The organism is Flavobacterium pectinovorum, assembly GCF_022802975.1.
Lineage (GTDB): Bacteria > Bacteroidota > Bacteroidia > Flavobacteriales > Flavobacteriaceae > Flavobacterium > Flavobacterium pectinovorum_B.
On the sequence record NZ_JAFEVZ010000010.1, the window covers coordinates 37,170 to 58,500 of the forward strand.

At 35.5% G+C, this 21,331-nt stretch carries 13 protein-coding genes; 12 read left to right on the plus strand and 1 reads right to left on the minus strand.

The window, feature by feature from the left end; genetic code table 11:
• Nucleotides 1–440: 440 nt before the first annotated feature.
• The gene (locus tag FLV_RS14480; protein WP_243234853.1) at nt 441–824 is read right to left on the minus strand and encodes a winged helix-turn-helix transcriptional regulator; all 384 of its coding nucleotides are present in this window, start codon (nt 822–824) and stop codon (nt 441–443) included.
• 97 nt (nt 825–921) lie between these two features.
• Between FLV_RS14480 and FLV_RS14485 the strand changes: the two genes are divergently transcribed.
• The 12 genes from FLV_RS14485 to FLV_RS14540 all read left to right on the plus strand — a co-directional run bounded on the left by FLV_RS14485 (nt 922) and on the right by FLV_RS14540 (nt 21,261).
• On the plus strand, nt 922–1,362 hold the full coding sequence (locus FLV_RS14485; RefSeq protein WP_243234854.1) for a nuclear transport factor 2 family protein: 441 nt from the start codon (nt 922–924) through the stop codon (nt 1,360–1,362).
• A 16-nt stretch (nt 1,363–1,378) separates the two neighbouring features.
• A complete protein-coding gene (locus FLV_RS14490) occupies nt 1,379–1,756 on the plus strand; it encodes a DoxX family protein (protein ID WP_243234855.1) in 378 nt (125 codons plus the stop codon).
• A gap of 481 nt (nt 1,757–2,237) precedes the next feature.
• Complete coding sequence (locus FLV_RS14495) at nt 2,238–3,041, plus strand: T9SS type A sorting domain-containing protein (protein WP_243234856.1); 804 nt, start codon at nt 2,238–2,240, stop codon at nt 3,039–3,041.
• A gap of 246 nt (nt 3,042–3,287) precedes the next feature.
• Nucleotides 3,288–4,502, plus strand: coding sequence for a glycoside hydrolase family 88 protein (locus FLV_RS14500; protein ID WP_243234857.1), 1,215 nt, complete (start codon nt 3,288–3,290; stop codon nt 4,500–4,502).
• 65 nt (nt 4,503–4,567) lie between these two features.
• On the plus strand, nt 4,568–7,351 hold the full coding sequence (locus tag FLV_RS14505) for a polysaccharide lyase family 8 super-sandwich domain-containing protein (protein ID WP_243234858.1): 2,784 nt from the start codon (nt 4,568–4,570) through the stop codon (nt 7,349–7,351).
• A gap of 122 nt (nt 7,352–7,473) precedes the next feature.
• Entirely contained in the window at nt 7,474–9,456 is a 1,983-nt protein-coding gene (hepC, locus tag FLV_RS14510) for a heparin-sulfate lyase HepC (RefSeq protein ID WP_243234859.1), read from the plus strand.
• Nucleotides 9,457–10,370: 914 nt separating this feature from the next.
• The gene (locus FLV_RS14515; RefSeq protein WP_243234860.1) at nt 10,371–13,523 is read left to right on the plus strand and encodes a SusC/RagA family TonB-linked outer membrane protein; all 3,153 of its coding nucleotides are present in this window, start codon (nt 10,371–10,373) and stop codon (nt 13,521–13,523) included.
• Nucleotides 13,524–13,539: 16 nt separating this feature from the next.
• The gene (locus FLV_RS14520) at nt 13,540–15,429 is read left to right on the plus strand and encodes a RagB/SusD family nutrient uptake outer membrane protein (RefSeq protein ID WP_243234861.1); all 1,890 of its coding nucleotides are present in this window, start codon (nt 13,540–13,542) and stop codon (nt 15,427–15,429) included.
• 78 nt (nt 15,430–15,507) lie between these two features.
• Nucleotides 15,508–15,834: a hypothetical protein gene (locus tag FLV_RS14525; RefSeq protein WP_243234862.1), complete on the plus strand. Its 327-nt coding sequence runs from the start codon at nt 15,508–15,510 to the stop codon at nt 15,832–15,834.
• Nucleotides 15,835–16,008: 174 nt separating this feature from the next.
• Nucleotides 16,009–16,974 (plus strand): ROK family protein, encoded by a 966-nt coding sequence (locus tag FLV_RS14530; RefSeq protein WP_243234863.1) that lies wholly within the window; start codon nt 16,009–16,011, stop codon nt 16,972–16,974.
• A 201-nt stretch (nt 16,975–17,175) separates the two neighbouring features.
• Nucleotides 17,176–18,555, plus strand: a complete 1,380-nt coding sequence (locus tag FLV_RS14535; protein ID WP_243234864.1) for a sulfatase — start codon at nt 17,176–17,178, stop codon at nt 18,553–18,555.
• A gap of 21 nt (nt 18,556–18,576) precedes the next feature.
• Entirely contained in the window at nt 18,577–21,261 is a 2,685-nt protein-coding gene (locus FLV_RS14540) for a DUF4962 domain-containing protein (RefSeq protein ID WP_243234865.1), read from the plus strand.
• Nucleotides 21,262–21,331 lie beyond the last annotated feature (70 nt).

Below are 21,331 nucleotides of genomic sequence, written 5' to 3' on the forward strand. Positions count from 1 at the left end.
ACAACCTACAACAGCTAATGGATTCCTTGTCGTGAGTAGCACGAACATTAAACCTCTACGATACATACAAACCACTTCTTGATAAAACCTAAAATAATTATCTTACAAATTCACTTGAAACCAGGCTAATTTCTTTAAATCATTCATAAAATGGTTTGTAAATTGTTCAGTAAGGGTTACAAAAAATCCCATATCTAACGAAATGGGATTTTTTATGCACTTTTGTTGCTATTTAAACTGCCTCTAGTATTATAAACTTCCCCATGAATTTGGATGGATCAATGCAAAAAACTGTGGATTGATAAAATTTAGGCATAAATATTAGTTATTTTAATGGGAAGTTATCAGTTAAAATTTAAATAAAAAAATTGTATAGTATCTAATATGGAAACTTAAGAACAGCCGGGAATTCAATTAAATTCTCTTTCTTTTTATTGTATTTATTTAGTTTTACTTTCATTTCGTATTTTTTCTCTATGCTGTATCCCCCATTTTGTCATGGCTCCTACAACTTCTTCCAAAGTTTGGCTGTAAGGAAGAAGATCATATTCGATACTTACAGGATATCCTACTGCTACTTTTTTAATTATAAAACCGTTTTGCTCTAATTCTTTAAGCTCACTCGAAAGAACCCTCGCAGAAATACCTGTAACCTGTCTTTGAATTTCTGTAAATCTTTTATTTCCTCTCGCCATTGCAATGATGATCATCAATTTCCATTTTCCTCCAATTGCATACAGCGCATCAGAAACTGCCATAAGTACAGTGTTGCACTCTTGAGTAAATTCCTTGTTTTCAATCTTTTTTTCTTTTGATTCTGACATAACTATCATTTTAAAAGTTACTAACCTTTTAGTAACTACTAACAAATTGTAAGCAAATGTACTGTAGTTTTGCTTAATAATTTTAAAATAAAAAATCATGACATTAGAAAATTTAAAAATAAAAGAGGAATTAAGAAGCCTAATAGATGACTACGCTATTTTAGGTGACGAGAAAAAAATCTCAGATGTAATGGATTTATTTACCCCTGATGTTACTTATAAAGTTTATATGAATGGTGATTTAGTTTCCTCTGTTTCTCAAAGAGAAAACATGGAAAAAGAATTTAATCAGCATGCCGGACATGTAAAAACTTACTTCACATTGAATGGACAGTATAAAGTAGAAATCGATGGAGATACTGCTGTAGGCATTTCTTTTTCTCAATTAAAAATGATTAGAGAAGTGGAAGGAAAAGACATTCTTTCAGACTACAGCGTCAAATATGAGGATCAATATATAAATCATAATGGGAAATGGTTGATAAAGAATCGTATAGGGCATTTTATGATTATAGAAGTTAGACATCTTACTAATTAATTTCATTAAGCAATCAATGAAAACAAAAAAGTATCTTATAACCTCTTTTATCATATTGACTACTACGATGGTAGTTTTAAGCGGTCTTATGAAATCCATTCATCTTCCATGGTCTGTTAATGGACTAGTAAAATTCAATCTTCCTAATGCGGCAACAGTACTCGGTTTGATGGAAATAACTTTTGCAGTTTTATTTGTCTTTCCCAAAACAATGCGCATCGGTTTTATACTGCTTTCGTGCTATTTTGCTGGAGCAATGGCAACAGAATTATCAAACGATGGTTCAATGCTTAATCCGGCTGTGCCATTGTCACTAATCTGGATAACAGCATTTTTTCGTGACAAATATTTGTTTATAGGATCTTCGGAACCAAATGTAAAAATCCAAAAATAATAACGTAAATACTATGAGTAAATAACCTCCAAAGTCAAAATGATTATGGAGGTTCATATTTTTTAAAGCGTATCTTTTCTTAACAAAATTTTAGTTAATAGAATGTGAAATAAATCTAAAGATAATATTACACTTTGAAAAGCTCAAAAAAAGGCTTAATGATGAAGGAATGAATGTCACGTTGAAAGAAATGACAGATATTTGAAATTCTTAACTAAAATGGCAGATATAACAGTGAGGAAATTTTTAAGCAAAAAAAGAGAGTTAATCAAACAACTATGTAAAAATCTTTATAAAATTACACAAGCTCTAAAATTTACTTTTATAATATTCACTTAATTATTTAATACTAAACAAAACCGAAAGTAAAAAAGACAAAACCGAAAGCCCTCAATATGATAAAAATTTAAGTTTGTCAAAGCTGATTGTAATTGGTAAACAACCTATTACAGTACTCTATTGATAACTTAACATTTTTATTATGAAAAAAAAATTACTTATTTTGATGGTTGCTGTAATGACCTCAGTAACTTCTGTAAAGGCCCAAAAAGTTTGGAATTTTAGTGATGATACTGTAAACTGGATAACCAGTACAGCAGGCTATTCTGCAAATACAATTAAAGACAATTTAGGTATTTACCCTGCCGTAACAACTACATCACCAACAATCGGCGGAATTATACCATCATCTGTAAATTTTTCCGATGGTTTTAATGCGACTCGCTATTTTAGAATGGGGCAAGCTTCGGTATTTACCGGAAACCAGCCCACTGAGCGTTATTTGTATTTTGCAACTGCTGGAGCAGGTACTATAAAAATTTGGTTTACAAGTGGCGGTGGCGGAAGTCGTTCTGTTAAAGTAACTGATGGTACAAATCAAATTGGTGTGGCAAGTTCAGCCAATTCAACAACTCCAGCTATACTTGAGGCTCCCTACACTCAAACGAGTGGCAACATTTATATTTATACAAGTGTTGGTACAGGCGTGAATATATATAAAATTGAAGTTACAGGCGTATTAGGAACTACAACTTTAATACCGGCACTAGGAACAGATGATTTTAAAACAGATACAGCATCACAAGTTTACTCTGACGGAAAACAGGTTTTTGTTTCGAATGTAAAATCCACTACCGCAATTGATGTATACAGTATTTCGGGAATACTGGTTAAATCTTTAGAAACAGAATCAGATACGTCTTTTAGTTTAAATTCTTCAGGTTTTTATATTGTAAAAGCAAAATCAGCAGAAGGTATCAAAACCGTAAAAATACTTTCACAATAGATTCGAAAAACTTTTTGGACTAACAAATTACCTGATTCATTTCAGGTTTTTTTTGCTGAATTCTAAAAAATAAAAAACTCTTATTCCTTTCAAAACCTGTTTTTATGACTTTATAAATGCTTTAAATGTGATGTTTACACAAATTTGAAACATTTATGATAAAAACTGAAAGGCTGTTTTTGCACTCACGTTTAACTTCGCTTTATCAAAACCTGAGATCAATTAGAAAATAAAAAATATCAAATTATGAAAAAGACCCTTAGCCTATTTTTAGCTATCACGTCGATTACTTTTAGCTCAATTGCACAGCCCAATCAAAATGACGCTTCATTAAATTGGTTTAAAAAAACTACTGAGGTAATTCATTTTCAGTTAAACAAAGCCGCACAAACCTACAAACCCGGAAAAAATCCGCGTTCTGTAAATCCTGACGGAACTGTTCGCCTTGCCGGTTTAACCGATTGGACAACAGGTTTTTTTCCTGGAAGCCTTTGGTATGGATATGAACTAACTGGAGATAAAATATTGGCAGAAGAAGCAAAAAAATTCACCCTTGCTCTTGATTCCATCCGAAATATCAAAAACACTCACGATGTTGGTTTTATGCTGTATTGCTCTTACGGAAATGCCTATAGAATTTCCGGAGATAAAATTTACCTTCCCGCTTTGGCCGATGGTGCAGCAAACCTTTATGCCCGTTTTAATCCAAAAATTGGAACCATACGTTCCTGGGATTTTGAGTGGCTCCACTATCCTGTCATTATAGACAATATGATGAATTTGGAATATTTATACTGGAGTGCCAATCAGTTTAATAAACCTGAATATACCAATGCAGCCAGCACACATGCGTTAACAACCATAAAAAATCACTTTAGAAAAGATTATAGCTCTTATCACTTAGTAGATTATGATCAAAAAACAGGGAAAGTACTGCGCAAAGGAACGCATCAGGGCGTTACAGACGATTCTGCATGGGCACGCGGACAAGCCTGGGGACTTTATGGCTACACCATGTGTTATGCCAATACTAAAAATGAAAAGTTTTTAAATCAGGCAGAACATATCGCTTCTTATATCATGAACCATCCCCGTATGCCAAAAGACAAAGTACCGGTTTGGGACTTTGATGTGCACAATGCTTTAGACACTGCTGATCTTGCTCGAAGAGATGCATCTGCCGCTGCTGTTATTGCCTCTGCATTATTGGATTTAAGCACACAAGTTAAAGATGGAAAAAAATATGTGGATTATGCTGAAGAAATATTAAAATCCCTGTCATCAGATGCTTATTTGGCGAAACCGGGTGAGAATCATTTTTTCTTATTGAAACATAGCGTGGGAGCTTTTTTATACAATTCTGAAATTGATACGCCGCTTGACTATGCAGACTATTATTATTTGGAAGCATTAAAAAGATATGCAGCAATTAAAAAAATAGAATTTTCACAAAAATCGTAATTGATTTTCAGATAAGAAATCGTGAAGTGTAATTGAAGTAATTAGTTCATCTTAAAAATAATTTTATGTCCAAAAAAATGCTTTTATCCGTATGGCTGATTACTTTAGCGCTTAACTACTCCTATGCTCAAATGAGCGACATAAACAGTATAAAAAATAAATATCGTGACTGGCTAACAGGTGAAAACACTGATTATTCGAAATCTCAGGTTACAGAGCGTTACAGCCGGTTTTTAAGTAATGGTGTTGCTGCTAAAAATCTATCCGCATACGATTTTGCCAATCCTGGTTCTGTTTGGAATTTTACCATAGCTGCTGATCAGAGTGCGTATCAGGTATTGGTAGAACAAAAACTCATTCGACTTGTTTTTTTGTATCAGATAAAAGGATCTGCTACGAATCCTAATCCGGATTATCATAGTACATCACTGCGGGATATTATTCTTTCTGTTTTTAATTATATGAAAGCAAAAGGAATAAGCAGTACTACCAATTTCAACTATTTAGCCATTCCTGCTACAGAAGAAGTTATTACCAGCGGACACGGAGTTTGTTTACGTTCCTCAGGTTATGCTACAGCCATTTTCCTAATGAAAGACGAATTGGTTGCAGCTGGTGAGTTTAATCATCATATGGGAGCACTTAATGCTCTTACAGCCTTCATAGCACCCGAATATCAAAATTTTAATTTTACTAATCCCGGTTTTAATACAGATGTAATTCGTAGTTCTGTACAACAGCGTTTTTGTTATGTATTGGCTCAGGATGAAACGGAAATTTCAAGAATCTCTAATATGGATTTTCTAATAAGATTCCTCAACAATGCGCTAAAAATCAGTAATGGTTGGAACGACTGTATCAAATCGGATTTTATAACGTACCACCATCGGGGTCCTTACTCAAATACGTATGGTGTCGAAGCTTTACAGCAATCTTCAATTCTGAATATGATGCTGAAAAATTCGGATTATGAATTAAGTTCAGAAGCACAAAGCAACTTAAAAAATGCTGTTTTGGCCTATAGTAAATTCAGTAAAGGATTTGAAATGCCTTTTGGTCTTGCCGGAAGGTTTCCCACCAATACGGATGCTCTCAACGATTTAAGGCCTGCTTTGGCTTATTTATACCTGACAGATCCTGCAAACAATACCGATGCCGGAAGAGAATTCATAAGACTTTGGAATCTCTCCACTACTTTAAATACGGCTTTATTGAGACAAAATGCTTTATCTATCACATTAGTTTATACGCTCAGCGGAATAACAAATATTCTTCAAACTTTAAACTCAGGTCTTACTCCTCTTCCTGAAATCACTGCAGGACAATTTAATTTTCCGTTTGCGGGATTAAGTGTTCACAAATACAACGGATATCAGGTTAGTGTAAAAGGTACCAGCAAACACATCTGGCATTTTGAAGATTCTAATACCGAAAATGTTTATGGAAGATATTCTTCTGCCGGTGCAATGGATTTGCTTACTGTGGGCAACCCGGCAACCCATAATACTAATGGTTTTTCAGAAAATGGGTGGGACTGGTCACATATTCCGGGTACTACCGTTACCTATCTCCCTTTAAATGTCTTAATAACAGGTAAAATGAGGGAAATGAACGGAAAGAACTTTTTGGCTCATGCGTCCTTAGACAATAACGGTGTTTTTGGTATGGATTATAAAGACATCAATTCTGATACTGGAATGACAGCCTCAAAATCAAATTTCTTTTTTAAAGATATAATTCTGTGTCTTGGTTCTAATATTACAGATCAAAATGGAACTTATCCCATACATACTACTCTATTTCAAACGGCACTACCAAACACTACTACTCCAACTTATGTTAATGGTAATATCACTACAGGAACTAATTATACACTGACACAAACCGGAGGGAGTTTTTGGGCAACCGATGCTATTGGTAATGGCTTTGTAATACCTTCCAATTCAACCAATACAGAAGCGATTACTGTAAACAGAACTGTACAAAACTCCCGAAACAACAGCGACACAGCTAATACTACAGGCAATTTTACCACCGCTTATATTAATCATGGAATTGCTCCTGGTTCAGCAAAATTTCAATACGCCGTTGTCATGCAGGGAGGTCAAACGACTACACAGCAATTGGCAAATAATTTTTCTTCTTACTTTAAAGTTTATCAGCAAAACAGCACAGCACATATTGCCGAATATGTTCCGGATGGTATTTTTGGGTATGTCATTTTCAATCCTGCTACCCTGTTCTCTTATGATGTTGTCGTTAGCACTAATAAACAAGCCATTGTAATGACTCAGAAAACAGATGGAGGCACTAAATTAAAAGTGAGTCTTACCAATCCAAATCTGGGATTACTGTCACCTAATGAAAATTATACCTGGAGTCAGATTAGTGGTCAAAATTCAATTCTAAACAGGGTAGCGCAAACCGATGTTGTTACACTAACTCTTGCCGGACATTGGTCATTAGCCTCGACTGCAGCAAATATAACTACTTCGATTAATGGTACTAATACAGATGTTATTTTTAGTACCATCAATGGAGCAACCATTCAAACCGAATTAGTAAATGCGACATTAGATACAAAAGACTTTACAACCGAAACAAATGCTTTTAAAGTAATCGTTGCACCAAATCCAACGAAAACTGAATTTAATATAAGTACCATTGGTGGCGATTCAACACAAGCTGTTACCATTCGTATATTTGATATTTCAGGAAGAAAAATTTCTGTATTGAAAGTAAATTCAAATCAAACCATAACAACAGGCAGTGAATTAATTGCGGGAATTTATCTTGCCGAAGTAACTCAGGGAAAAAATAAAAAAACAGTTAAATTGATAAAACAGTAATGGCAATTTTAATTTGACCAAATAAAAAAGACAATAAGGAGTTATTTTTGATTGCAAATAAATCAACTGACTTCTTATTTACAAAGTGTATAATTGATACTATTTACTTTAACTATAATTCAATGATAAATTTAAAAAAAATAAGTGTACAAGTTTTTTTGTTGCTTACAGTATGTTTTACCAACGCACAGGATGCTCATTTAAACAAGGACAGTTTTGCTGCTATTAACCTTGATTATCCCGGTTTAGAAAAAGTAAATAAACTTTATTCTGAAGCCAAATATAACGAAGCTGCCAGAGAACTTTTGAATTATTACCGTAATAGAAAAAGTATCAAGCACCCTGATTTTAATAGTGGTGATGAAACCCGATTTAGAGGAAAAGACATCGGAAAAGCAAATCAGGAAAAAGCAGATAATGCCCTGGAACATAAATTTAAACCACAAAAAGGCTATGGATTTTTTGATTATGGAAAAGACATCAATTGGGAGTACTGGCCTGTAAAAGACAATGAAGTGCGCTGGCAGTTACACCGCTTAACCTGGTGGCTCCCGATGGGAATGGCGTATCGCAGCAGTGCAGATGAAAAATATGCCAAAGAGTGGGTTTTTCAGTTTCGTGATTGGGAAAAGAAAAATTATTTAGGAAAATCTCCGGAAAGCGATAATTCGGCATGGCGCCCTTTGGAGGCATCTGAACGTTTGCAAATGCTTCCCGGTACGTTTAATTTATTTTTGGTTTCGCCCAATTTTACGCCGGCATTTTTGATGGAGTTTTTAAATAGCTTCAGTAAACAGGCAGCTTACATTCCGAAGCATTACAGCAAAGAAGGAAATCATTTATTGTTTGAAGCACAGCGTGTTTTAAGCGCAGGTGCTTTTTTCCCTGAATTTAAACAAGCCGAAGAATGGCGCAAAAGCGGTATCGAAGTACTGAACCGTGAAATAAAACTGCAAGTGCTTCCTGATGGTGTTCAATGGGAACTTTCCCCAACCTATCATGTCGCTTGTATTGATATTTTCCTGAAGGCTTACAGTTCTGCAAAAATGGCTGGCGTAGCAAAAGAATTTCCGGATACTTATGTCAAAACGATAGAGAAAATGATTGAAGCGGTAGCCAACATTTCTTTTCCTGATTACAACTACCCTATGTTTGGGGACTCCTGGCCAATCGAAAAAACGGCCAGAATGAAACAGTTTTCAGCATGGTCCAAAGTGTTTCCTGACAATGAATTCATAACTTATTTTGCAACAGATGGCGAATCGGGAAAATTACCTAATTATTTTTCAAATGCCTTACCAAGTGCCGGTTTTTATACGTTTAGAAACGGATGGAATGATAAATCGACCGTAATGGTTTTGAAAGCAGGACCTCCGGCAGAATTTCATGCGCAGCCTGACAACGGAACTTTTGAGCTTTGGGTCAAGGGCCGCAACTTTACACCGGATACAGGAAGTTATCTTTACAGCGGTGATGCAGAAGTGAATAAAATGAGAAACTGGTACCGTCAGTCTAGAGTACACAGCACGATGACATTAAATAATCAGAACATGGTTATTACCAAAGCAGAACAAAATCAGTGGAAAACCAGTAAAAATTTAGATCTCTTAACCTATACCAATCCAAGTTATACCGATTTAAACCATCAAAGAACGGTGCTTTTTATTGACCGCAGCTATTTTTTAATCATTGATAAAGCCATTGGTAAAGCAACAGGAAATTTAGGAGTACATTTTCAATTAAAAGAAGACAGCAACCCTGTATTCGACCAGCCAAAAAACAGAGTTTACACAACCTATGATGACAACAATAATCTTTTGATTCAATCTTTAAACACGGATAAAATAACGTTGACAAAAGAAGAAGGAAAAGTATCTTATATTTATGCAAAAGAAATGATTCGCCCGGCATTTGTTTTCGAAAAGCTTAAAAGCGATGATAAGGAACAGCAATTTATAAGTATTGTTTATCCGTACAACAGTAATAAAGTGCCTGAGATCACTATTCAGCAAAATGCGGGTAATGATTTTGAAAAAGGAATTTTAAACCTTACAGTTATTGTAAATGGTAAAAAAAGCGAGATAAAAGCAAGTTTAATTAACTAAAATATTTTGGTTAGAAACAAAACGTCTAAAGCAATTTAGGCGTTTTTTTATGCCTTATAGTTTCTTTTTTTTACTTGAAATCGTAGCCTCTAAAACTTAATTTAAATAAGAAAAACATCCAATTAACACAAATAAAGTACTTAAAACCAATCCGAAATATGAACCATATTCGAAGAAGCTTTGCGTTTTTATAACCCCGAAAACGTTTTAGTGTCGAAATTCAATAATTTAATATTCGACAAGTATTTAAAAAATTAAGAGAATTCCTTATATCCAATCTCAAAAGATAAAATTTGAAGTCTCAAAGGATAAATTACACCTAAAAAAGCTACTAAATTTAACATTATTGTTTATTTGTCTTAACTTTCCGTGAACCCTGCTTCTATCAAAACAAATCAATAATCACGGTACTTTGCTTAAATGGTATGCATCCTAAAGTGCTGAAAAAGCCTTATTTTTACTGGTGATCTTGGTAATTTAAAGAATGATTAATCAAAATCAATAGTATTTTGGACGCATTCAAAACTGGTCTATATAGTCGATTTCTATATTTGTTATTATTAAATCAATTTTTAACATAACTAAACCAAAAAAAATGAACCTAATACCACAAAATTTTTATTTGTTTACAAGACGTAAAATTCCCAAGCGAATTTTTGAAGTTAACTAATTGTTATAATTTCTGCATTTATAGCAAAAGAGGAATAGATTTTAAAAGATGATATTCACAATTACTAAATTCATTTATTATAAAAATAACTCAGAATTTTTGTAACGATCAGCAGACACATTAGATGAATATATTTTGTCTTACCAACACAAGTAAAGCCGTTTTTTTTGACAAGATCAAAATCAACTTAAATAACATCAATTTAGGAATCGGGTTACCCTTTATTCCTGCTTAAAAAAAAATTATGAAAAAGACTATATTTCTATTTTTGCTGCTTGCAACTTGTAAAGTTATGTATGGGCAGGATGTCATTACTGTAAAAGGTTTGATTACAGATGCGCAGAATTTGCCTATACCGGGAGCAACCGTTTCTGAAAAAGGAGCCAAAAATACTACCATTACATCAATGGATGGTGTTTATCAAATTAAAGTAAATCCTAATGCAATATTGGTGATTTCTTTTATGGGTATGAAAGCTACCGAAGTACAGGTAAAAAACAGAACTACGATAGATGCAAAATTATTAGACGAAACCAATAATCTTGATGAAGTTGTAGTGGTGGGTTATGGAACAAAAGCCAGAAAAGACCTTACCGGAGCAATATCTTCTATAAAAGGAGAAGAACTTGCAAAAGTTCCGGTACAAAACGTAGCACAGGCCTTGCAGGGTCGTATTGCAGGAATGCAGGTTACCATGTCTGACGGAACACCCGGATCTGAGCCGTCTATTAGAATCAGGGGAGGTTCTTCTATCACACAAAGCAACGAACCTTTATACGTTGTTGACGGCGTTGCCCAAACTGACGGAATAAGCTTTTTAGACCCAATGGATATTGAAACTATGGATGTTCTAAAAGATGCTTCCTCTACCTCTATCTATGGTGCGCAAGGTGCTAACGGTGTTATTTTGGTAACTACCAAAAAAATAAAAGGCGGGAAACTTCGATTGAGTTATGATACTTATGGCGGAATTAAAACAATTGCCAAAACACTTCCGGTAATGAACCCATACCAATATGTTCAATTAATGTATGAAAATGCAAATGATGCTACAAAATTACAGAAATTCACAGGTACTTACGGTAATTATGATGAACTGGAAAGCCTTTACAAAAACAGACCGGGTATTAACTGGCAGGAAGAAGTTTTTGGAAATACAGCAGAAAGCCAATATCATAAATTAAGTATCAGTGGCGGCGAAAATGATACTAAGTATAATGCTTTTTACTCTTACAACAATGATGAGGGAATCATGTTGGAAAGTGAATCTGTAAAGAACATAGCCAAATTAACCGTTACTCATAGCATAAGCAAAAAATTTGCAGTAACGGGTACTGTTAATTATTCTAATCAAAAAACAACTGGTTTAGGTACCGGAGAAGGTGGAAATGCCAGACTGAGCATGCTGCAGACTTTATTGCAATACAGACCTACGATTGGAAAAACAGGATCTGATGAAGATCTTAAATATTTGGTTATTGATCCATTAGACAATCAATCTTCACCAATTTTTCAAAGTCCGCTGATTACCATTGATACTCAAAAAAGAGAAGCAATTAAAAAGACTCTTAACATGAGCATGCAGCTTCAATACAACATTACCCCGAAATTAATTTATCGAGGACTGGTTAATTATGCAGATAATAGCTTTATAAGCAAGTATTTCAACGGCTCTGATGGTATTCAGGCAATCAGAAGCGGTGGTGCTAATGGTGGAATTAATACTAATCTTTCTTCACGTTTAAATTATAACAACGTACTTACTTACAGCAATACATTTAATAAAAAACACAAATTTGATGTCACAGCCGGACAGGAGTATATTTATAATTATGCCGAATCCGTTTCTGTTAGTGCTGCTGCTTTTCCAAGAGTTAATTCGGGTTGGGATAAATTAGAGTTAGGCACTATTCCTGGAATTCCAACTTCGTATGCAGAAGACGATAAATTATTATCATTCTTTGGAAAAGCTAATTATTCATTCAAGAATAGGTATCTGTTTTCTGCCAGTATCAGAGCAGACGGATCTTCAAAATTTGGAACTGAAAACCAATGGGGATACTTTCCTTCAGTTTCTGTAGCGTGGAGAGCAATCGAAGAAAATTTCATGAAAAATATTCCTGTATTTTCTGATTTGAAATTCCGTGCCAGCTACGGTGAAGCAGGAAATAACCGAATTGCAAATTATGCGGCATTGGGTATTTTTAATTCCGGTTCTTATCCACTCAATAATCAGGTAAATATTTCAGCTTTTCAAAACAACCTTCCGAATCCTTATTTGAAATGGGAAGCTACAAAGTCAACCAATATTGGTTTAGACCTAGGTTTTTTTAAGCAGCGAATAGCACTTACAACCGAGCTTTATGAAAATCGTTCAGAAGACTTGCTTTACAATACCCGCGTTCCTTCAAGCTCCGGATTTAAGAAACAGTTTCAGAATATTGGTGCAACTTCTAATCGTGGTATCGAATTTACACTGAATACGGTAAACGTTAAGAATGATAATTTTAACTGGAATACCAGTTTTAATATTGCCTTTAATAAAACAAAAGTACTTGCTTTAAGCCAGGGCGAAACTTCATTAATAACCAATAGCTACACAGACAGAAACGACTATATACTACAGGTTGGAAAACCGGTGGGTATCATGTATGGTTACGTTAGCGATGGTTTGTATCAGGTAAGTGATTTTGATTATAATCCCACAACCAGCGCTTATACTTTAAAATCAGGTGTTGTTAGCGATAATGTGGTAGTACAGCCGGGATTTATTAAATTTAAAGATATTAGCGGTCCTAACGGAATTCCGGATGGTGTAATTAACGATTTGGACAGAACTCAAATTGGCGATGCTAATCCTAAATATACAGGAGGTTTAAACAATACTTTTAGTTACAAGGGAATTGATTTGAGTGTCTTTCTGGATTTTACAGTGGGCAACGATATATACAATGCTAATGTGCTGAACAACTCCAGACTTAACTTAGATAATCAAAACACATTTGCCTTGTATGCTGACAGATGGACAACCATTAATGCTGCAGGAGAAAGGGTAACAAATCCAGATGAACTCGCCGCTTTAAACACAGGTAAAACAAAACCCGCTTATAATGGTAACGCAACAGGACGTTTGTACAGCGACATTATTGAAGATGGTTCTTTTTTACGAATCAACAACATAAGTCTGGGATATACATTGCCTAAAAAATGGTTAAGTGCTTCCAAAATCTCAAATATGAGAATTTATTTTACAGCCTATAATTTATATGTGTTTACAAAATATTCGGGTTATGATCCTGAAGTAAGCGTAATAGACAATGCTATAACAAGAGGAGTTGATTTTAGTGCTTATCCAAGAAGCAAATCCTTTGTTACAGGCTTAAATATTTCACTATAATTTAAAGTTTAAAAAGATGAAAAATAAAATATTTTCCCGTAGAGCAATTATAGCAGCAGGCATAACTTGTCTTTTATTACCTCTTAATTCCTGCGAAAAAGAATTAGAAACAACACCTTATTCTTACTTCACATCTGCTAACTTTTTCTCCAATGTTGAAGAAGCATATATGGCAACTTTAGGGGTTTACGAAACGATGTCTTCTCTTGACAGTTATGGTTGGAATATCTCCTTAATTTTTGATGCCGATACCGATATCATGCAAATGAGCGGTACAGGCGCTGATGACTGGAGAACAATAGCACATTATCAGGGAATTTCGCAAACGAACACCTTTTACACCGCTTGGAGTAAACTGTACGAAGGAATTGACAGAGCCAATGTAGTGATCGAAAGAATACCTCAAATGGCATTATTTGAAACCGGAACCCAAACCCAAAAAGATCAATTAAACAGAATGCTTGGAGAAGCCAAATTTTTACGTGGTTTTTATTATTCTGAATTGGTGCGTTTATGGGGGGATGTTCCTTTTAAAACAAAGAGTTCAAAAACAGGAGACAATCTGCAAATTGGTCTTGTAGATCACAAAGAAATCTATACACAGATTATAAAAGATATGGAAGAGGCCGCTCTTTTGTTACCGGAACAATTACCAACAGATGAACGTATCAATAAATGGGCTGCCAAAGCTATGCTGGCAAGAGTAGCCTTATTTGCCGGTGGATATTCCCTAACTCCTGATGGTATCCTGAAACGTCCTGACAATTACAAAGAGTATTACAGATTGGCTCAAAAACAGATTAATGAAGTTATGAATCAAAATCCGTATAAATTAAATCCTTCATTTTCTAAGGTATTTAAAAATCAGTGCCAGCATGTTTTAGAACCTACCGAAAACATTTTTCAGGTTGCTTTTTATAATCCTGCAGGAACTTTAGGAAACGCTTCCTGGGTGGGTAATTTTAATGGCCCGGCAACTGCAAATGGTGTTTATCCTTCAAATATAGCAAGATGTTTAGTACCAAAACCATTTTATACGAGCTTTAATACAGCCGATCAAAGAAGAGATTTTTCTATAGCAACTTATTCCATTAATGCGCTTGGAAACAAAGTGCCTCTTTTAACAGCCAGACAAGACGAAGCCTGGACTGTAGGGAAATGGAGTCGTGAATATCAAACCAATGCAACTGCAGAAAGAGTTTATACACATATCAATTGGGTTATTATGCGCTATTCTGACCTTTTGTTAATGCGTGCCGAGGTAGAAAACGAATTGAATGAAGGACCGAATGCTCTTGCTTACGATGCTATAAATCAGGTAAGAAGAAGAGGTTTTGGTGCAGATATATCAGGAAGCAGAATTAGTATTACTTTAGGCAATAAAGGTGCAGGATACACATCGGCAGCTACTGTTTTAATCAATATTACTGGTGGCGGTGGCTCTGATGCCTCGGCAGCTGTAGTGACACTTACAAGTGGAGGTGTTATTGGTACAATTGGGATGCTGCGTTCTGGTGATGGATATACTTCAGTACCAACAGTTACCATTACAAGCACTGACGGAAAAGGCTCGGGAGCAACCGCTACAGCACAATTATTGGCAAAACCAACTAATGCTGCAATCGATCTTGCCACTGGATTAGATAAAGATAATTTTCTTAAAGCAGTACAGCAGGAAAGAGCCTGGGAACTTTCAGGAGAAGGGATGCGCAGGTCAGATTTGATTAGATGGGGAATTTTATCCACTAAATTAACAGAAACAAATACAGCTGTGAAGCTTATTCGTTCGAATTATTTTTACCCTTCCGTTACCAATTTCGTAGCCGGTAAACATGAACTTTATCCTTATCCACAAAATGAAACCGATGTTAATAAAAGCATTACACGTCAAAATCATGGTTATTAAATTGATTTTTTAACTGCTTTTGGCAAAGTTTATTTCCAAATATTTAAAATTTTTAAATCAAAATATAAAACAAAAATTATGAAGAAGATACTATTGTTTACAATGATTTTTATCAGTACAGCTATGTTTGCTCAAAAGAAACAACCTAACATGAAAGTATTGAGAGACTCCATTTTTACAGTTATGAAACTTAGTAATGTAAATAGACAAAAAATGCATGATCTAATTGCAGAAAATGGCAAAGGTCAAAAGGCTATTAAAGAAGACCCTGCTCTTTTTTATGACCAGAGACAAGCAAAGCTCGAAGCATGGAAAACTGATATTACAGCAAAAGAAAAAGCAATCCTGACTCCGCAACAATTTCAAATATGGAGAGATTTTGGAAAATCTTTCAGTAATAAATAAATTTTATTCACTAATTACACAAAACAAACGTTGAATATTCTTTTTTAAAATGGAATCGTTTTTGGACATTAATGCAGAACTCAACGTTCTGCATTAATTGTTTTTAGAAGAACTATAACGATATACAAAATACAACTACAATAAAACAAAAAACAACAAATTAAATTCAGGAACATGACTACCTTAAATGAACCACAAATCTCAAAATCATTTGCAATCGGGATAGATATTGGCGGCACTTCACTCAAATGCGGTGCTGTTAACGAATCCGGAGAAATCTTATTTTCATTTATAGTTCCGCTCAAACATGCCACAACCCAGGACGAAATAATAACGCTCGTGGCTGCTTCCATCCAGGAATGCAAAGAGCAGTTGAATGAACCTATTGTGGGAGTTGGAATTGGTTTTCCAGGCGTTATTGAGAATAATGTAATTATCGGTGGCGGAGACAATTTACCCGGTTTTAAACAATTGGAACTTGGCAAAATTTTAAAAAACTTAACCGGATACAACATCGTCATTGATAATGATGCAAATTTAATGGGATTGGGCGAATTAATTTACGGTGCCGCAAAAGATTGCAGTGATGCCATTTTTATTACTGTAGGTACGGGAATTGGCGGTGCTGTTATGATGGATAAAAAGCTATTTGGCGGTTATCGCAATCGAGGTACTGAACTCGGACATATTGTAATACAGCAAAACGGTTTAAACTGTGCTTGCGGAGGACGCGGATGCCTCGAAGCCTACGCATCGGTTACGGCTTTAATTGATTTCTATAAGTCTAAAAATAAAACTGCTTCCGGAAAAATTGATGGAAAATACATTATCAAAAAATATCGTTCAGGAGAAGAAGAAGCAATAACTGCTATGCAACACCATTTTGATTATCTGGCTGCGGGCATCACAAGTTTTGTAAATGTTTTTAGTCCACAAAAGGTGATTATTGGCGGAGGCATTAGCGAAGCAGGTTCTTTTTACATTGATGAAATAACACAAAGAGTAAAAACGGCGGCAATTCCAGTTGCTTTCTCCAACACAAAAATTGTAGCGGCAAGTTTAGGCAATAAAGCCGGGTTATTAGGGTGTTGCGCTAATGTCTTTCAAAAATTAAAAACATTAGGTTACGCAACAAAATAAGGATTTGCAGAAATAATTTATCAGTCATTTAATTCAAAACTCAAAAAAAAAACCTCATAATTAAGGCTTAATAAGTGTTTTAGCTAAATTTAATATCATTTTACACAAATTTGAAACCCCTGTAAAATAGGTATGATTAAATTCGTCTTGTGTTTGAAGTCTTTCAAATCAAATAATAATAGTCGATTAAAATAGTTTGCTATGGAGCTTAAAAAAAACATATTTATTTTATCCGTTTTAGTATTGCTGAATATCCCCATATTGAGTAAGGCTCAAACCGCTTCACGTCCTAATATTTTAATCATCATGACCGATCAGCAAACGGCTGATGCCATGAGTATTGCAGGCAACAAAGATTTGCATACGCCTGCCATGGACAAGCTTGCAGCAAACGGAGTGCGATTTACCAAAGCCTACTGTGCACAGCCATTATGTTCACCGTCCCGAAGTGCCATTATGAGCGGAAAAATGCCTTTTGAAACTGGCTTTACAGGCAACGCTCCTGAAAAAGACGGACAATGGCCGGAGGACTTACTGATGATGGGAAAGATTTTTCAGAATGGTGGTTACAAAACCGGATATGTAGGAAAATGGCATTTACCCGTTCCAACCACCAAAATTAGTCAGCATGGTTTTGAATTTATAGAAAATACCAATTTTCAGGATTACAATGATGCGGCCACACCTTCATTCTGTGCCCGCTTTATTAAGGAAAATAAAAATACACCTTTCTTACTTGTAGCTTCTTTTTTAAATCCACATGATATTTGCGAATGGGCCCGTGGAGAAGATTTGAAAATGGATGTTTTAGAAAGCGCACCACCTGCAGATCAATGTCCGTTATTACCTGCCAACTGGAAAATACCTGGACATGAACCCAAAATTGTTCGCGATCAGCAAAAAGTAAGTTTTCGCACCTACCCTACTGTCAATTGGACTCCTGATCAATGGCGTCGATACCGCTGGGCATACAATCGTCTAATTGAAAAAGTAGATCATTATATCGAAATGGTTTTAGGTTCTCTGAAAAAATACGGAATCGAAAAAAACACTATCATCATTTTTACCGCCGATCATGGCGATGGTTACGCCGGACACAGCTGGAACCAAAAGCAAATTCTATATGAGGAATCGGCTAAAGTGCCTTTTATCATTTCTAAAATCGGCGAATGGAAACCCCGAACCGATGATATGCTGGTTTGTAACGGTATAGATATTATTCCAACAATTTGTGGTTTCACAGGTGTACCAAAACCTGCTTATTTAAAAGGAATTGATATTAGCAAAAAGATGGAAAACCCAAATTTAAAACTTCGTGACACCTTGGTCATTGAAACTGATTTTGCCGATAACGAAGAACTTTTAGGCATTAGCGGACGAGCCGTAATTTCTAAAGATTTAAAATATATCGTTTACAACAAAGGAGATATTAAAGAACAGCTTTTCAATTTAACAACAGACCCTGGAGAGATAACCAATCTGGCTGTTCATAAAGCATACAAAAAAGAACTCATCGCAATGCGTCGTTATTTAAAACAATGGTGTAAAAAGAACGGAGACCCTTTCCTGTCGGGATTGTAAATCTGATTAAAAGAAAATAGTATGATCAAAAAATCAATATTTATAGTATCGCTATGGATCATAGCACTTAACTGTTTCGGGCAACAAAAGTCCGCAACAATTAAGCTCACGTCAGAAAAGCTGCATTCAAGGGTACGAGAATGGCCTTATCCGGCAAACGGAATAACGGTTCCTACCAATGCTCCTGCCCTGCTTTGGCCAGCGACAAACGGTAAAAACATGGTAAAACCCATGGAAAGCGGCAGTGATGTAGCGGAAGATCCAAACATTGGCAATGTACGTTATAAAGTGATGCTTGCCAGTAATAAAAATTTCAATAAAGATTTGCTTACTAGTTCAGAACAGCGTTGGGCAGTTTACCCTTTGCATCAATCCTTAAAACCGGGAAAATGGTATTGGAAATATGGCTATTCCTTAAAAGGCAGCACCCAATGGACCTGGTCTCCCGTTTACGATTTTGTGATTGATGCAAAATATGCTGATCAAAAAATAGCACCTCCAATAAGTGAAGTATTAAAACGAAACGAAGGTTCGCATCCGCTTTTATGGAACATGAACCATATTGGCGAAGATTTTTACCGAAATAATCTCGAAAATCCGGAAGCTAAAAAATTTATCGCTTACGCAGAAAAGTTAATGCTGGCTCCACTCCCTACTGAAAAACCACAAAGAATTATTGACACAACCGGTAAAAATCGGTTAGAAAAAAAGATTCTTATCGAGCGAATGTATCACGGTTTTGGTGATTTTGTGGGCAAGCCGATAAGTAACTTATGTATTGCTTATCAATTAACAAAGGATAAACGTTTCATTTTAAACGCAAAACTAAGAGCCCTCAACATTATAAAGATGAACCCCGATGCTCCAGCCACAGGAAGTGATTTTAACAATGGTGTTGTCTTAGAAGCTTTAGGTTGGTTTTACGATGCCGGCTACGATTTTTTATCGTCCGATGAAAAAGAAATGTTTAAAAAAGCCATTGTTTTAAGAGCAAAACTGGTTTATAATCACCTGCCTAATCGCTTTGAAATGCATGTAAGCGATAATCATGTATGGCAAATAACAATGGCTAACCTCGCCATTGCTACGGTAGCAGTAATAAATGATGTACCCGAAGCCAAAGAATGGTTAACTTATTTGTATGAAGTCTGGACAGCAAGGTTTCCGGTTTTAGGATCTACTGATGGCGGTTGGCATGAAGGTAATGGCTATTTTATGGTAAATTTCAGGTCTATCATTTACCTATCGCAAATGTTTGGCGATTTTAGCGGCGTAAATTATTTCTACCTGCCGTGGATGCAGAACTTACCTTATTACCTACTTTACACAAATCCCGTAGCCGCTGGCAATAGTGCTACAGGCGATATGTGGGAGAAATATCCAACGGGTGGCAGAGGTCAGGCTTGGTTTACCGATGCGTTAACGTATAAAATGAATAACCCCTATTTAAACTGGTATGTTAATGAAGCTAAAATACGTAATCCACAATATTTTATCGGTACAGACGAATACCTTTTATACCGTTTGCTAAATTATAAGCCTGATAGAAAACTACTCACAACATCGCCCGGTAATCTGCCTAAATCCCGAAAATTTGCAGACGTAGGTGTAGTTGCCATGTATGAGGATTTGGCTAATCCTGATAAAAGCCTGAGTAGTTTTTTACTCAGCAATCCGTTTGGTTCTTCGGGTCACGGTCACGCCTCGCAAAATGCGTTTACGATAAATTACAAAGGCAAAGTGATATTTGGCGGAGCAGGTTATTACAGTAATTTTAGCGATAAGCACAATCTTTTAGATTATCGTTCATCAAAAGCTTACAATACTATTTTAGCGGATAGTCTGAATCAAAAAATTGGAGAAGAAGGGTACGGCTGGATACCTCGTGCCATTTCCGGTAAGCACATTCAGTATGCACTGGGAGATGCCAGTAATGCTTATGGCGAAATTAAAAGTGATTTTTGGTTAAACAGATTCAAACAAATCAATGTAGTACCAAGCAAAGCAAATGGTTATGGTGAAAGTGGTGTAACCCATTATCGCAGACATATGCTGCAGTTAGATGGTGGTTATATTGTCTTGTATGATGAATTAGAAGCCAATAAACCAGTAAAATGGACTACTCAGTTCCACACGCCGTATTATACTATTTCTGCAGATACAACAGCAAATGTAAACCAACAAAAATTTTCAGTAAAAACAGATGTGGGCAATGTAAATGCCAGCGTTTTTGCCAACAGTCCATTAGAAATGGAGGTTCACGATAAATTCTACGAACAGCCTTTAAACTGGAACAAACTAACCGGTGCAGACGGAAAACTTATTGAGTATGTCAATCAATGGCATGCCGGAATTACATCCGAAGCGAAACAAAAATTCCGTTATCTCACTATCATACAAGTGAAAGACGGAAAAACGGAAGTAATTAAAAACCTGTCAAATGCTAATGGCTTATCTCATCTGCAAGTTGGAGATTGGGGAATCCAGGTGCAGTTAGATGGCGAAAAACCGGCAGCATTACAGGTTTTTAATAAAGAGAAAAAATCACTTTTCAGTTATGGTAATCTCCCCGTTCATTTTAATGGAAAAATCTATAAGTCTCAATTTAAGGACAGTTCGATACTTTTAGAAATGAAGGGCAATAAAGCAACCAAACAGGAAGCCATAGACGAATTGCCGGATGTAGCCAAATACGACAAAAACTAAAAGAGACATGATGTTTTCTTTTTCTTTAAATTAGAGCTTCATTATATTTCATTTCAAGTTTCCTTTATCT